This window comes from Dechloromonas denitrificans (assembly GCF_020510665.1).
Classification (GTDB): Bacteria; Pseudomonadota; Gammaproteobacteria; order Burkholderiales; family Rhodocyclaceae; genus Azonexus; species Azonexus denitrificans_B.
Genome location: NZ_CP075187.1, coordinates 2,815,497 through 2,828,887, shown reverse-complemented (window position 1 = coordinate 2,828,887; position 13,391 = coordinate 2,815,497). Strand labels below are relative to the sequence as shown.

Genomic DNA, 13,391 nt, shown 5'->3' with positions numbered 1-13,391 from the left:
AGGGGAGTGTTCTATACAGCTAGTGCCGAAAATGACTTGCTGGAGGCTTGGCTATACGTTGCCGAAGATAGCGTCACTGCGGCGGATCGTATGCTTGACCAGATAGAAGCAGAAGCCATCCGGTTGTTGGATCAACCGCTGATGGGCCGGGAGAGAAACGAGCTGTCGTCAGATATGCGGAGCTGGCCGACATCGACGCCATACATCCTGTTCTATTTCCCAAATGAGCAAGGGCTTGTCGTGGCAAGAGTGTTGCATCATGCGAGAGATATTCCCGCAATCGCCCTCTGGCCAAAGCACTGATGGCTTCCGGTGGTGATGGTTAAATTCTGTCCATCACCACCGGTAATGTCATAAGGCCTTGAGTCGCAATATTTTCTTTGTGGCTCAGGGTTTTATACTGTCCAACTCCCTACTGACTCTAGTACAAGACGTATGGGGTTGGATAAAGACCGTGCCCAAACCTTGGTCTAATTCTGCCAGCGGAATCTACTACACGAACTTCCGCATTCCTGTAGATATCGTTCCTCGCTCATTTCGAAGGGGAGGCAGAATGACTCTGTGATTTGCCTCCTCGTAAAAATCTGGCTTACTTTGCGTGAAGTTCCGATTCGTCCAGTTTGAACTCTTCGTAGATAGCAAGTTTTTTCATAATGGCAGGAAGTACCTGATGAATTACTCTCATGCCACAGAGTAGTTCGTTCATGTAGATGTCAGGGTGTATTCTTGATGAGTTGAACCCTAGGCTTTCTGCTTCAGCATCGCGCCCTATTTCGTCAGATGTCCCGTGCACCATTGACAGAAGCTCAGCCCTTAGAGGCAACCCGGCACGGTAAGCTTTTTCTTTGACGAGATTGAGCCACTCATCAAAATCTTTTATGACACGGTATCTGAATTCTGTAAATTTACTTGCCAACTTGTTGTCTGTCTTGATTTTGGATGCAGCAAGATCCATCAGGGAGTATTCAATGTTGCAAGCTGGTGTGTCCTGGAGGTTAAGTTCATCATCTTCGATAAACTCAGAAACGTAAGCGGCATAGAATCCGTAGACGTTATTGAGAGACAGAAAGATGTCTTGGATAAGGCTGGAATAAGGGTTTTGTGCTAGTAGCTCATCAACCCTCATTGCGTCATCGTCGCTACGGTCGCAAACCTCTTCATAGTTGAAGTCCAATTCCTGCGGAAATTGAGAGGGCAAATCGACTCCCATTTCTTTAAGTGTATGGAAGATGTTCCAGCACAGGGTTCCCTCCTCATCCAGTAACGGATAAGTGTCGTAGCCCGTTTCGGCTTCATCTTGTGCAATATCCGCCAGATATTGAATTAGCCGTTCCCACTTGTGAGCCTTCTCAAGAGAGCCAGACCACAGCACGAATTCAGGGTCTGTGTCGCCGATGTTTAATATTTCCCGAATTTTCTCCGACATCTCGAAGGACATGTGCTCCCCTTTCTTCCACTTGCTGATTTGAGTGGGAGAAACGCCGAGCTGGCCGGCAAGTTCCTTCTGGCTGCATGACAGAGTATTTAGTGCAAGTTGAACAAGGGCCTTAGAGAGCATGGTTGATCCTCCACCTTGAGAAAATTGGTAAATATTGTCTGGTATGCGCTAAATTAAATTTTGGCAAAATTTAGTGTTCCAGTCAATGATTTTACTAAATTGTTCTGGAGGGAGGAAAGTGCGGCCGTGGCTTGCACTGTAACTGTTACACAAGATGCACTGCATACAGGTGCCAGATGTGGCGGAAATGCCTGTTGAATGAATGCCTCGAAAGTTGTGCGTTCTGGTGGCGTTATTGTTCAAGCCGAGTGACATATTGTCGTCAATATAGGTTCGGGCTTTGAAGGGAGCGACAGTTATATTTCCGACAGCGATGGCTTTGATCGTTGGCTGCCTGTCGACGTTGTAGCGTTTGCTTCTGTGGGATGCGCACACGGAGACAGCCATCACGAAGCCCGGCTTCTAACCAGGCTTCGTGATTTCAATCCGCGGCAGGGCTGCGGATCAGGTGGTCGAAGGCGCTGAGTGAGGCGGTGGCGCCGGCACCCATGGCGATGATGATCTGCTTGTAGGGCACGGTCGTGCAGTCGCCGGCGGCAAAGACGCCGGGTACGGAGGTTTGACCCTTGGCGTCAATTTCGATTTCACCGCGATTCGACAGGTCGACCGCACCTTTCAGCCAATCGGTGTTGGGCAGCAGGCCGATTTGCACGAAGATGCCTTCGAGTTCGATGCGCTTTACCTCGTCAGTGTTGCGGTCCTTGTAGACCAGGCCGTTCACCTTCTCGCCGTTGCCGGTGACTTCAGTCGATAGCGCCTTGGTGATCACCGTGACATTGGGCAGGCTGTGCAGCTTTTTCTGTAAAACGGCGTCGGCGCGCAGTTGACCGTCGAATTCGAGCAAGGTGACGTGACCGACGATGCCGGCCAGGTCGATCGCTGCCTCGACGCCGGAGTTGCCGCCGCCGATCACCGCGACGCGCTTGCCCTTGAACAGCGGACCATCGCAATGCGGGCAGTAGGCAACACCCTTGCCGCGATATTCCTTTTCGCCCGGCACATTCATTTCACGCCAGCGGGCACCGGTGGCGAGAATCACCGACTTGCTTTTTACCGAGGCCCCATTTTCCAGCTCGATCTCGATGAGGTCACCCGGGATCAATTTGGCTGCACGTTGCAGATTCATCACATCGACCGGATATTCCTTAACGTGCTCCTCCAGGCCGGCAACCAGTTTCGGTCCTTCGGTCGCCTTCACCGAAATGAAATTTTCGATGCCGACCGTATCCATCACCTGGCCGCCGAAACGCTCGGCCAGCAGGCCGGTGCGGATACCTTTGCGGGCAGCGTAAATGGCTGCCGATGCGCCGGCCGGTCCGCCGCCGACGACCAGTACGTCGAAGACTTCCTTGCCGGCGATCTGCTCGGCGGCCCGCGTTGCGGCGCCGGTATCAAGCTTGGCGATGATTTCCTCGATGCTCATGCGGCCGGCGCCGAATTCCTCGCCGTTGAGGAAAACGGTCGGTACGGCCATGATCTTGCGTTGCTCGACTTCGTCCTGGAAAAGCGCACCATCGATCATCGTGTGGCTGATTCCCGGATTGAGCACGGCCATCAGATTGAGTGCCTGCACGACATCCGGACAGTTGTGGCAGGACAGCGAGATGAAGGTTTCAAAGTGAAACTTGCCGGGCAATGCCTTGATTTGCTCGATCACGGCGGCATCAACTTTGGGCGGGTGGCCGCCGGTCTGCAGCAGGGCGAGGACCAGTGAAGTGAACTCGTGGCCCATCGGGATGCCGGCAAAGCTGATGCGCGCAGTTTCGCCCGGGCGACCGATGGCGAAGGAGGGCTGCAATGCGGCACTGCCGTTTTCGCGCAGGCTGACTTTGTCTGAAAGTTCGGTAATGTCATTCAGCAGCTGGCGCATATCGGCGGCGGCCGGGCGGCTATCGAGTGCAGCAACCAGTTCGATCGGTTGCTGGAGCTTTTCGAGGTAAGCCTTGAGTTGCGTTTTGATATTGCTGTCGAGCATGGTTTTCTCCCTGTCCTGAATTTCACTGAAATGCTGCGGTCGACCGCAGCATTGCGCTGAAATCGCCGCCACCCGTTGCCGGATGGCGGAATTTGCTTACTTAGATCTTGCCGACCAGATCGAGCGACGGTGCCAGGGTGGCATCGCCTTCTTTCCACTTGGCCGGGCAGACTTCGCCCGGGTGGGCGGCAACGTATTGAGCAGCCTTGACCTTGCGCAGCAGCTCGGAGGCATCACGGCCGATGCCCAGGTCGTGGATTTCGGCAATCTTGATGACGCCTTCCGGGTTGATCACAAAGGTGCCGCGCAGTGCCAGGCCTTCTTCCTCGATCATCACGCCGAAATTGCGGGTGATGGCGCCGGTCGGGTCACCGATCATCGGGTAGGTGATCTTGCCGATGGTGTCCGAGGTGTCGTGCCAGGCCTTGTGGGTGAAATGGGTGTCGGTGGAAACCGAGTACACCTCGACGCCCAGCTTCTGGAACTCGGGGTAGAAATCAGCCATGTCGCCCAGTTCGGTCGGGCAGACGAAGGTGAAGTCGGCTGGGTAGAAGAAGACGATGGACCACTTGCCCTTCAGATCGGCGTCGGAAACCGGTACGAATTTGCCGTTGTGGAATGCGGTGGCCTTGAAAGGTTTGATTTCGGTATTGATGTTGGACATGACGTTTGCTCCTGGTGGGTTAGAAATTCAACATGGATTGCATGTTAGCGAGCGTCTTTTCATTGCTCCAATTGAATAAAAGAATTTGTCGGATAGTTTTTGGCTATGCAGTGGGTTTTTGGGTTTTGTTAAAACTAGTTCGAAAGTGCTAATGTTTATCCTGCAGTGGCACTACTATGGGTATCAAGCGATTTCATGTTGACTCAAATCAACTCAATTGCAGGCCATATCAGGATGATGCGCAGGATGTCGCCGCATCCCTGCGGATTCTGCGGACGATGCAACGAGGAACAGCCATGAATATTTCCAGTGCCATCGTGCACATTTCACATGCACAGCTTGAAGAAGCCTGCGCCATTTTGACCGGCATGCCCGGTGTGGAAATCCACGCCCGCAGCCCGGAGGGCAAGGTTGTAGTCACGCTTGAAGATCACGATACCAATTCGGCGGCCGATAACTACGTGGCCTTGCACCGTATTCCTGGCGTTCTGGCAGTAGCCATGGTTTATCAATATAGCGACGACGAGTCAGTTACTGAGGAGGTAGAGGCGTGAAGCTCAATCGACGGGATTTCATCAAGGCCAATGCAGCTGCAGCGGCAATTTCAGCGGCCGGTCTGACCGCATCAACGGCAGCCGAGGCGGCCGGCAAGGACGATATTCGCTGGGACAAGGCGCCGTGCCGTTTCTGCGGTACCGGTTGCAGCGTGCTGGTCGGTACCCAGGACGGCCGCGTTGTGGCCACCCAGGGCGACCCGGAAGCTCCGGTCAATCGTGGTCTTAACTGCATCAAGGGTTACTTCCTTTCGAAGATCATGTACGGCAGCGATCGTCTGAAGACGCCAATGCTGCGCATGAAGGATGGCAAGTTCGACAAGAACGGCGACTTCGCACCGATTTCCTGGAAACAGGCTTTCGACATCATGGAAGAAAAGGCCAAGGCAACGCTCAAGGCCAAGGGGCCGAACGGCCTGGCGATGTTCGGTTCGGGCCAATGGACGGTGTGGGAAGGTTATGCTGCCTCCAAGCTGATGAAGGCTGGTTTCCGTACCAACAATCTTGATCCCAATGCGCGTCACTGCATGGCCTCGGCCGTCGCCGGCTTCATGCGCACCTTCGGTATCGACGAGCCGATGGGCTGTTACGATGACATCGAGCATGCCGACGCCTTCGTGCTGTGGGGCTCGAACATGGCCGAGATGCATCCGATCCTGTGGACCCGCATCACCGACCGCAAGCTGTCGAACAAGGGGGTCAAGGTTGCCGTGTTGTCGACCTTCGAGCATCGCTCTTACGAGCTGGCCGACATCCCGATGATCTTCACGCCGCAGACCGATTTGGCGATTCTGAACTACATCGCCAATTACATCATCCAGAACGGCAAGGTGAACCAGGCGTTCATCGACAAGAACGTCAATTTCAAGAAGAGTGCGACCGATATCGGTTACGGCCTGCGTCCGACGCATGCGCTTGAAAAAGATGCAACGAGCAACGGTTACCCCGGCGCAGATGGCAAGCCCAAGGGTGATACCGGCAAGTCCGAGGGGATTTCCTTCGAAGACTACAAGAAGTTCGTTGCTGACTATACCGTCGAGAAGGTTTCCAAGTTGTCCGGCGTGGCACCGAAAGATCTCAAGGCGCTGGCCGAGCTGTATGCCGACCCGAAGGTCAAGGTTGTTTCTTTCTGGACGATGGGCTTCAATCAGCACACCCGTGGTACCTGGGCCAACAATCTGGTCTATAACATCCACCTCCTGACCGGCAAGATCTCCGAGCCGGGCAACAGCCCGTTCTCGCTGACCGGCCAGCCGTCCGCCTGTGGCACAGCACGTGAAGTGGGTACTTTCTCGCATCGCCTGCCGGCCGACATGGTTGTGACCAACCCGGAACACCGCAAGCATACGGAAGAGCTGTGGGGCTTGCCGGAAGGCACCATCCCGGACAAGATCGGCTTCCATGCCGTGGCCATGGCGCGCGCGCTCAAGGATGGCAAGGTCAATTTCTACTGGCAGCAGTGCAACAACAATATGCAGGCCGGTCCGAACATCAATGAAGAGCTTTATCCGGGGTGGCGCAAACCGGAAAACTTCATCGTTGTTTCCGATCCGTATCCGACTGTTTCGGCCATGGCGGCCGACCTTATCCTGCCGACCGCGATGTGGGTCGAAAAGGAAGGCGCTTTCGGTAACGCCGAGCGTCGTACCCAATTCTGGCGCCAGCAGGTCAAGGCACCAGGCGAAGCTCGTTCCGACCTGTGGCAGCTGATGGAGTTTTCCAAGCGCTTCAAGATGGAAGAAGTCTGGCCGGAAGAGTTGCTGGCCAAGGCGCCGAAGCTCAAGGGCAAGACGATGTTCGATGCGCTCTACGCCAATGGCGTGGTCAACAAGTTCAAGGCGAGCGAAACCCAGCCGGGCTTCGATAACGATGAAGCCAAGCACTTCGGCTTCTACCCGCAAAAAGGCTTGTTCGAGGAGTACGCTGCATTCGGTCGCGGTCATGGTCATGACCTGGCTCCGTTTGAAACCTATCACCAAGCTCGTGGTCTGCGCTGGCCGGTGGTCGGTGGTAAGGAAACGCTGTGGCGTTTCCGCGAGGGCTACGACCCGTATGTCAAGAAGGGCGAAGGCGTCAAGTTCTACGGCCACAAGGATGGCAAGGCAGTCGTTTTTGCGCTGCCTTACCAGCCGCCAGCCGAGTCGCCGGACAAGGAGTTCGATCTGTGGATGTCTACCGGACGCGTTCTCGAACACTGGCATACCGGTACGATGACCCGTCGCGTTCCCGAGTTGTACAAGGCCTTCCCGGATGCCGTGGTCTTCATGCATCCGGATGATGCCAAGGCCCGTGGCTTGCAGCGTGGTATGGAAGTCAAGGTTGCTTCGCGTCGTGGAGAAATCCAGTTGCGCGTTGAAACACGTGGTCGTAACAAGCCGCCGCGTGGCCTTGTCTTCATCCCGTTCTTTGATGCCGGGCGTCTGGTCAACAAGCTGACTCTGGATGCAACTTGTCCGATTTCGAAAGAAACCGACTACAAGAAATGCGCCGTCAAGGTCACCAGGGCCTGATTCGGGAATCAGCCAATAATGAATAGGCGGCCGGAGCAATCCGGCCGCACATCGGAGGAAAAAACATGAGATTTATTCCAGCTCTGGCCCTCGCTGCGACGCTGCTCCTCTCCGGAGCGGGGGGCGTTGTGGCGCAGGAAAAACTGGTCAATGAAATTGGCAACGTGACAATCGAAGGTAACTCCAAGGTTGACATGTTCCGTCCTGAGAAAGATCAGGAAGCGATTCAGCGCAATTTTCAGAAGCAACCGCCGCTGATTCCGCATAGCGTCAAGGGCTATAACATTACCCAGAACTTCAACAAGTGCATGGACTGCCATTCGAAGGAACGGGCCGAGGAAACCGGTGCGACCAAGGTTGCCAAGTCGCACTATCTGGATCGTGAAGACAAGAAGCAGCCGAACATCTCGCCGCGCCGTTATTTCTGCATGCAGTGTCATGTGCCGCAGTTCGATGCCAAGCCGCTTGTGACGAATACCTATAAACCGGCTGCCAAGAAGGGGGAATGATGAGTCTGGAAAAACGTATGCCCGCTTGGGTGCAACGCATTGGCCTGGTGACGGTCCTGGGTCTGTTCATTGCCGGTATTGTCTTCTGGGGCGGCTTTAACTGGGCGCTTGAGTCGACCAACAAGGAATCGTTCTGTATTTCGTGTCACGAGATGGAAGAAAACGTCTTCCGCGAATACCAGAATACGATTCACTACACCAACCGTACCGGTGTTCGTGCAACCTGCCCGGATTGCCATGTGCCGAAGGAGTGGGGGCCGAAGATGATTCGCAAGATCCAGGCTTCCAATGAGGTTTTGCACAAGATTCTCGGAACGATTGATACGCCGGAAAAGTTCAATGCCAAGCGTGGTCAGCTGGCTCAGAACGAGTGGAAGCGCATGAAGGCAAACGACTCGCAGGAATGTCGTAACTGTCACCGCTACGATTACATGGATTACACCGAACAGGGTAACCGTGCTGCTCGTATGCACCCGCAGGCGTTTGTCGATGGCAAGACCTGTATCGATTGCCACAAGGGTATTGCTCACCAGTTGCCGCAGATTGATCAGCATATCGGCAAGCAGAACGAAGGTGGGGTTGAAATCTCCCACGGTGAGAAACCGGCAGAAGCTGCCGAGAAAAAATAAGGTTCAGTCCTTGTTTGAAAGTCAAACCCCGGCCATGTGCCGGGGTTGTTTTTCAGGGGTGCATTTTTATCGGCGTGTGAAAAATACAAAAATTCACGCAATGGGTAGTAAATAGGCCGTCTTCGGTCAAGACATCCATAAAAAGATATGCTACTTTTAATGCGCTGCCGTTCCGACGGCCGGTTTTCTTAAATTTTAAACAAGTAACAGGAGGCACTTAGATGAATAAATCCGAGCTGGTCGAAGTTGCTGCAAAAGAAGCTGGTATTACCAAGGCTGCTGCCGAGAAGGTTTTGGCTGCAGTGATCGGGGCGGTGGTTAGCACAGTCACCAAAGGCGAATCTGTAACGCTCGTTGGTTTCGGTACCTTCAAGTCCGCGAAGCGCGCTGCGCGCACCGGCAAAAACCCAAAGACTGGTGCAACGCTGAAAATTCCGGCAACTACTGTGCCGAAATTTACGGCAGGTACGGCGTTCAAGGCATCCGTTGCGGCCAAAAAAACTGCTGCCAAGAAAAAATAATCCGGTATCACCTAATGCGGGGCTCCCTAACATGAGGGCTCCGCTTTTTACTTTACGATGACTAATCAAAATCCCGAAACTCCGCTTGAAAATACGCCGTCTGCGCCTCCGCCCAACGACAATCGTCGTCGCCTGCGCGAGCTTCTGTCCATTCCCGAGCGTGATCGGACAGATGAGCAGTGGGATGAAATCATCGAACTTGAAATTCAGCTTGCTCCCGGCAATCGCATCTCCGGCAATGAGCCTCAAGGCAATGGCGGCGGTATACGCCAAGGCCGTACAGGCGGTGGTGGCGGTGGCGCTCCGGGTCAGCAGCAAAAGAAAAACCATCGTCCGCGCACAAATAACAACAATAACAACCGTCGACCGCGTCAAAACAAACCATCATCTGGCGGCGGGACTCCGGCCTGATTTCATTGCCTCACTCCCGTGAGTCATCGAGCGTGCGGTCATGCAACAATTTGATTTGATTATTGTCGGAGGCGGTCTGGCCGGCGCCAGTCTGGCTATGGCGCTGCGTGATACGCGCTTGCGCATTGCCCTGGTCGAGGCCCAGCCTCCCCACGCATCGGCCGAGTGGGATGCGCGCATTTATGCGATCAGCCAGGCAAATGTCGCTTTCCTTGAAGAAATTGGCGCCTGGAAAAACTTGAAGCTTGATCGAGTGGCGCCAATCAAAGCCATGCATGTGCATGGCGATGCCGGGGGGCGCCTTGAGTTTTCCGCTTTTGAGGCCGGCTTGTCTGAGTTGGGCCAGGTTCTCGAATCCTCCGGGATGGCTTGTGAGTTCTGGGAGAATGCCAAGCGCCAGAGTAATCTCAGTCTTTTTTGTCCGGCACAGCCGGCTCAGCTTGAGTTTCGTCACGATGCTGCGGTGCTTTCGCTGCGTGACGGCACGGTGCTGTCTGCACGCCTTCTGGTCGGCGCCGATGGGCGCGACTCATGGGTCAGGCAGGCGGCCGGCCTGGCGGCTGTCAATACGCCATACCATGACAAAGGTCTGGTGGCTAATTTCGTGACTGAAAAACCGCATCGCAACATTGCTTATCAGTGGTTTCGCGATGATGGTGTTCTGGCGTATCTGCCTTTGCCGGGAAATCGCATTTCAATTGTCTGGTCGACGCCGGATCAAAAGGCGGATGAGCTTCTGGCATTGACACCTGAGGCCTTGTGCGACCGTGTGGCTGAGGCTGGTGAACATGTGCTCGGGCGACTTGATTGTCTGACGCCGGCGGCTGCCTTCCCGTTGCGTTTGATGCGGGTGCCTCAAACCGTGGCGCCGCGTCTGGCTTTGGTGGGTGATGCCGGGCATGGGATTCATCCGTTGTCCGGACATGGAATCAATCTGGGTTTTCAGGATGCGCGTGAATTGGCGGCCTTGCTTGCCGCTGCACAACCTTGGCACGACATCGGGAATGAGCGTTTTCTGCAGCGCTATCAGCGTGCCCGTCGTGAAGAAACGGTATTGTTGCAGACGACGACCGATGCGCTTTGGCAGCTTTTTCGAAAGGCGCCATCATTCATGAAGCCGCTACGTAATTTGGGCATGAGCGCCACCAATCGCCTGCCGTTCGTAAAAAATATCCTGGTCCGTTACGCCCAGGGAATCCTCTAGGAGAATCGCATGTTTAAAAAGCTGCTGCCGCTCGTTGTTGCGGCTGTTTTCGTTTCAGCAGCCGCTGCTGATGAGGCCGACATCAAGCGTTCCATGGAGGCCAAGCTTGGCACCAAGGTGGAAAGTGTCAGCAAGTCGGGTTATCTCGGCCTCTACGAGGTTTACGCGGACGGCACCATTTTCTATACCGACGACAAGTTGACCGCGATATTGGTCGGTGGGCAGTTGATCGATGCCAAGACGATGAAGAACGTCACCGATGAGCGGATGAAAAAGCTGACCGCCATCAAGTTTGGCGAATTGCCACTCGAGCGAGCCATCAAGCAGGTTCGTGGGGATGGCAAGCGTGTTCTGGCAACGTTCGAGGATCCGAATTGCGGTTATTGCAAGCGTCTGGCCAAGGATTTGTTGAAGCTGGAGAATGTTACGGTCTACACCTTCCTGTACCCGATTTTGTCGGAAGACTCGGTGCGTAAATCGAAGCAGATCTGGTGTTCGGCGGACCGCGCCAAAGCCTGGAATGACTGGATGATCGATGGCAAGGCGCCGGCCAGCAAGGAAGATTGCGATACGACGGCAGTCAGCAAGAATCAGGAGTTCGGCCGCAAGTTGAACATTACCGGCACGCCGACCATGTTCTTTGCCGATGGCGAGCGGGTGCCTGGCGCCATGCCGCTGGCGCGTATCGAGCAAAAGCTGGCTCAGACCAAGTAAGGTCCCTGTCTTCGGGGTGAGATAGAGCCTTGTCATTCTGCCATCCCGAAGGCATGATCGCGGAATGGCAGAGTCTCTCTCTGGTGTTCGTGGGTTGCCCGGTGTCTGGTCGCAAAAGCGCCTGATTCTGGTGTTCGTTGCCGCACTCTTCGTGGTGACGGGGTTGCTGGGTTTTGTGCTGGGCGAGAGTTATCTGGCCGCCGAGCGACAAGCTGAAACCAATGCCCGGAATATTGCCGGGGTGCTGGAAGCGCGGTTGGGTTCGACGATACGTCGCATTCATGCCGACCTGGAGCATCTTGCAGCCGTTTTGCCCCGTCAGGCAATGAGTCCGGATGCGGCTGCCTCGTACAAGGAATCTGTCAGTCGGGAACTGGCTTTGTACGCGGCGCGCTTTCCCGAAATTGTCGGATATCGTGTTGTGGCGAATACGGGCGAAGTTATCCACGCCTCTGAGGTCTCGTTTCAGCCTGGGAATGTCTCAGGCAATACGGTGGACAGGGATTATTTTCAGGCGTTGAAAAATGATCCAGCCCTTTCGCTGGTTTTTTCCGGGGTCGTGAACGGGCGAATATCCGGGCGCAATATCATGATTATTGCAGTCCCGGTGCGTGGGCATTCAGGAGAGTTTTTGGGCTTGGTCATGGCGCCGCTCGATTTGCGCCATTTCCAGCAACTGTTCGATGCGGTTGATCTTGGGCCGAACGGCGTGATCACCTTTCGCCGGAGTGATGATGCGCGCTTGGTGCTGCGTCGTCCGGTCCGGCCGGATACGATCAATCAGCAGGTGCAAAACAATCCACTCCATCTGCGTGTTGAAAGCGGAGATCCTGCGGGAATCATTCGTTTTCGGGCGGCGCTTGACGGTGTTGAGCGGATTTATGCTTACCAGCGAATTGGTGCTTACCCATTTTATGTGGCAGCGGGCGTAGCTACTGCCGATTATCTGGCCGCTTGGTACCGGACGGCAGCGCTGGCTGGGGCGTCGGCATTGCTGCTGGCGTTGCTGCTGCTTTTTGCACTGCTTCGCGTGATGCGCCTTGAGCGGGAAGAGGCTGTCAATACACAGCGGTTGGGTGACAGCGAGGCGCGTTACCGCATGCTGGCTGACAATAGCCATGACGTAATCTGGACGCTGGATATTCCCAGCTTGCGGTTTACGTATGTCAGTCCGTCCGTCGAGCGTTTGCGTGGCTTTACCCCGGAGGAGGTGATGGCGCAGCCGCTTGAAGCCTCGCTTGTGCCGGAAAATGCGGCTCAGGTCGTCGGTGAGATTGCCCAGCGTGTCAAGCGCATCATCGGGGGGGAGGCTGCGGCACGGGTTGTTACTGGCGAACTGGATCAGGTTTGCAAGAATGGCAGTGTCGTGGCCACGGAAGTCGTGTCCAGCTATTTGCTCGATGCCGATGGTGTGCCGCGGACCATTCTGGGGATTACCCGTGATGTCGGGGCGCGCAAGGCGGCGGAGCAGGCGCTGCGTGATACCAATCAGCGTCTGCATGCCCAGATTGATGAAATTGAGCGGCTCCAGTCGGCGCTACAGGAGCAGGCTGTGCGTGATGGTCTGACCGGGCTTTATAACCGCCGCTATCTTGATGAAACGCTTGAACGTGAAGTCTCGCGGGCGCGCCGCGAAGGACATCCGCTTTCCCTGGTCATGCTTGATATTGATTATTTCAAGCGAGTCAATGACACCTATGGACATCAGTTTGGTGATGAAATCCTGAAGGCGTTGGGGGCTGCCTTGCTGCTCAATGTTCGGGCGGAGGATGTGGCTTGTCGCTTCGGTGGCGAGGAATTTCTCATCCTGTTGCCCAATATGCCGCTTGAAGCGGCTCGTGGCCGGGCTGAGTCCTGGCGCCAGTTGGTCGAAGCGCTGGCGATCGCCCATGGTGAATTTACGGTCAACTTCACCATTTCGCTTGGAGTTTCGGCTTATCCCGAGCATGGCAAGACGCCGGATGACCTGACGCGCTGCGCCGATCAGGCCCTTTATCGGGCCAAACATTCCGGGCGCAACTGCGTTGTCGTCTTTGGTAGCGAAGTCGCCTGAGCCGACTCGTTTCCAGCGCATTTTTCCCTTCGTTTCTTTTCTGAATTAAAACGACGGCATGACTGTCGAGGGCATTTTTTTGCCTCGGC

Annotated in this window: 13 protein-coding genes; 10 read left to right on the top strand and 3 right to left on the bottom strand. The window is 55.1% G+C overall.

Going from position 1 to position 13,391, the window contains the following annotated elements; translation table 11 throughout:
* Positions 1–6: 6 nt before the first annotated feature.
* Positions 7–303 carry a type II toxin-antitoxin system RelE/ParE family toxin gene (locus tag KI614_RS13380; RefSeq protein WP_226406166.1) on the top strand — a complete coding sequence of 99 codons (297 nt, stop codon included), beginning with the start codon at positions 7–9 and terminating at the stop codon, positions 301–303.
* A 286-nt stretch (positions 304–589) separates the two neighbouring features.
* Here the strand turns inward: KI614_RS13380 and KI614_RS13375 are convergent, their stop codons facing one another.
* The 3 genes from KI614_RS13375 to ahpC form a co-directional block, all read right to left on the bottom strand.
* Complete coding sequence (locus tag KI614_RS13375) at positions 590–1,558, bottom strand: helix-turn-helix domain-containing protein (protein WP_226406165.1); 969 nt, start codon at positions 1,556–1,558, stop codon at positions 590–592.
* A gap of 421 nt (positions 1,559–1,979) precedes the next feature.
* Positions 1,980–3,533 carry an alkyl hydroperoxide reductase subunit F gene (gene ahpF / locus KI614_RS13370; RefSeq protein ID WP_226406164.1) on the bottom strand — a complete coding sequence of 518 codons (1,554 nt, stop codon included), beginning with the start codon at positions 3,531–3,533 and terminating at the stop codon, positions 1,980–1,982.
* Between the two features lie 100 nt (positions 3,534–3,633).
* Positions 3,634–4,197, bottom strand: coding sequence for an alkyl hydroperoxide reductase subunit C (ahpC, locus tag KI614_RS13365; RefSeq protein ID WP_203467531.1), 564 nt, complete (start codon positions 4,195–4,197; stop codon positions 3,634–3,636).
* 296 nt (positions 4,198–4,493) lie between these two features.
* Here ahpC and KI614_RS13360 point away from each other — a divergent pair, with 296 nt between their 5' ends.
* The 9 genes from KI614_RS13360 to KI614_RS13320 all read left to right on the top strand — a co-directional run bounded on the left by KI614_RS13360 (position 4,494) and on the right by KI614_RS13320 (position 13,302).
* Positions 4,494–4,751 (top strand): chaperone NapD, encoded by a 258-nt coding sequence (locus KI614_RS13360; RefSeq protein ID WP_203467530.1) that lies wholly within the window; start codon positions 4,494–4,496, stop codon positions 4,749–4,751.
* Complete coding sequence (napA, locus tag KI614_RS13355; protein WP_226406163.1) at positions 4,748–7,261, top strand: nitrate reductase catalytic subunit NapA; 2,514 nt, start codon at positions 4,748–4,750, stop codon at positions 7,259–7,261. Before KI614_RS13360 ends, napA begins: the two co-directional genes overlap by 4 nt.
* Before the next feature lie 65 nt (positions 7,262–7,326).
* Positions 7,327–7,770, top strand: a complete 444-nt coding sequence (locus KI614_RS13350; protein ID WP_203467528.1) for a nitrate reductase cytochrome c-type subunit — start codon at positions 7,327–7,329, stop codon at positions 7,768–7,770.
* 17 nt (positions 7,771–7,787) lie between these two features.
* Positions 7,788–8,399 (top strand): NapC/NirT family cytochrome c, encoded by a 612-nt coding sequence (locus tag KI614_RS13345; RefSeq protein ID WP_226406162.1) that lies wholly within the window; start codon positions 7,788–7,790, stop codon positions 8,397–8,399.
* A 221-nt stretch (positions 8,400–8,620) separates the two neighbouring features.
* Positions 8,621–8,920 carry an HU family DNA-binding protein gene (locus KI614_RS13340; protein WP_203467527.1) on the top strand — a complete coding sequence of 100 codons (300 nt, stop codon included), beginning with the start codon at positions 8,621–8,623 and terminating at the stop codon, positions 8,918–8,920.
* Between the two features lie 184 nt (positions 8,921–9,104).
* Positions 9,105–9,353: a hypothetical protein gene (locus KI614_RS13335; RefSeq protein WP_226406161.1), complete on the top strand. Its 249-nt coding sequence runs from the start codon at positions 9,105–9,107 to the stop codon at positions 9,351–9,353.
* Positions 9,354–9,371: 18 nt separating this feature from the next.
* On the top strand, positions 9,372–10,535 hold the full coding sequence (locus KI614_RS13330) for a UbiH/UbiF family hydroxylase (RefSeq protein ID WP_226406160.1): 1,164 nt from the start codon (positions 9,372–9,374) through the stop codon (positions 10,533–10,535).
* Positions 10,536–10,544: 9 nt separating this feature from the next.
* Positions 10,545–11,249 (top strand): DsbC family protein, encoded by a 705-nt coding sequence (locus KI614_RS13325; RefSeq protein WP_226406159.1) that lies wholly within the window; start codon positions 10,545–10,547, stop codon positions 11,247–11,249.
* Between the two features lie 64 nt (positions 11,250–11,313).
* Entirely contained in the window at positions 11,314–13,302 is a 1,989-nt protein-coding gene (locus KI614_RS13320) for a diguanylate cyclase (protein ID WP_226406158.1), read from the top strand.
* Positions 13,303–13,391 lie beyond the last annotated feature (89 nt).

Excerpts from the sequence above, each read along its gene's own strand:
- KI614_RS13375 (WP_226406165.1), bottom strand. The coding sequence starts at position 1,558 with ATGCTCTCTAAGGCCCTTGTTCAACTTGCACTAAATACTCTGTCATGC.
- ahpF (WP_226406164.1), bottom strand. The coding sequence starts at position 3,533 with ATGCTCGACAGCAATATCAAAACGCAACTCAAGGCTTACCTCGAAAAG.
- ahpC (WP_203467531.1), bottom strand. The coding sequence starts at position 4,197 with ATGTCCAACATCAATACCGAAATCAAACCTTTCAAGGCCACCGCATTC.
- KI614_RS13360 (WP_203467530.1), top strand. The coding sequence starts at position 4,494 with ATGAATATTTCCAGTGCCATCGTGCACATTTCACATGCACAGCTTGAA.
- KI614_RS13350 (WP_203467528.1), top strand. The coding sequence starts at position 7,327 with ATGAGATTTATTCCAGCTCTGGCCCTCGCTGCGACGCTGCTCCTCTCC.
- KI614_RS13345 (WP_226406162.1), top strand. The coding sequence starts at position 7,788 with ATGCCCGCTTGGGTGCAACGCATTGGCCTGGTGACGGTCCTGGGTCTG.
- KI614_RS13340 (WP_203467527.1), top strand. The coding sequence starts at position 8,621 with ATGAATAAATCCGAGCTGGTCGAAGTTGCTGCAAAAGAAGCTGGTATT.
- KI614_RS13335 (WP_226406161.1), top strand. The coding sequence starts at position 9,105 with ATGAAATCATCGAACTTGAAATTCAGCTTGCTCCCGGCAATCGCATCT.
- KI614_RS13330 (WP_226406160.1), top strand. The coding sequence starts at position 9,372 with ATGCAACAATTTGATTTGATTATTGTCGGAGGCGGTCTGGCCGGCGCC.
- KI614_RS13325 (WP_226406159.1), top strand. The coding sequence starts at position 10,545 with ATGTTTAAAAAGCTGCTGCCGCTCGTTGTTGCGGCTGTTTTCGTTTCA.
- KI614_RS13320 (WP_226406158.1), top strand. The coding sequence starts at position 11,314 with ATGGCAGAGTCTCTCTCTGGTGTTCGTGGGTTGCCCGGTGTCTGGTCG.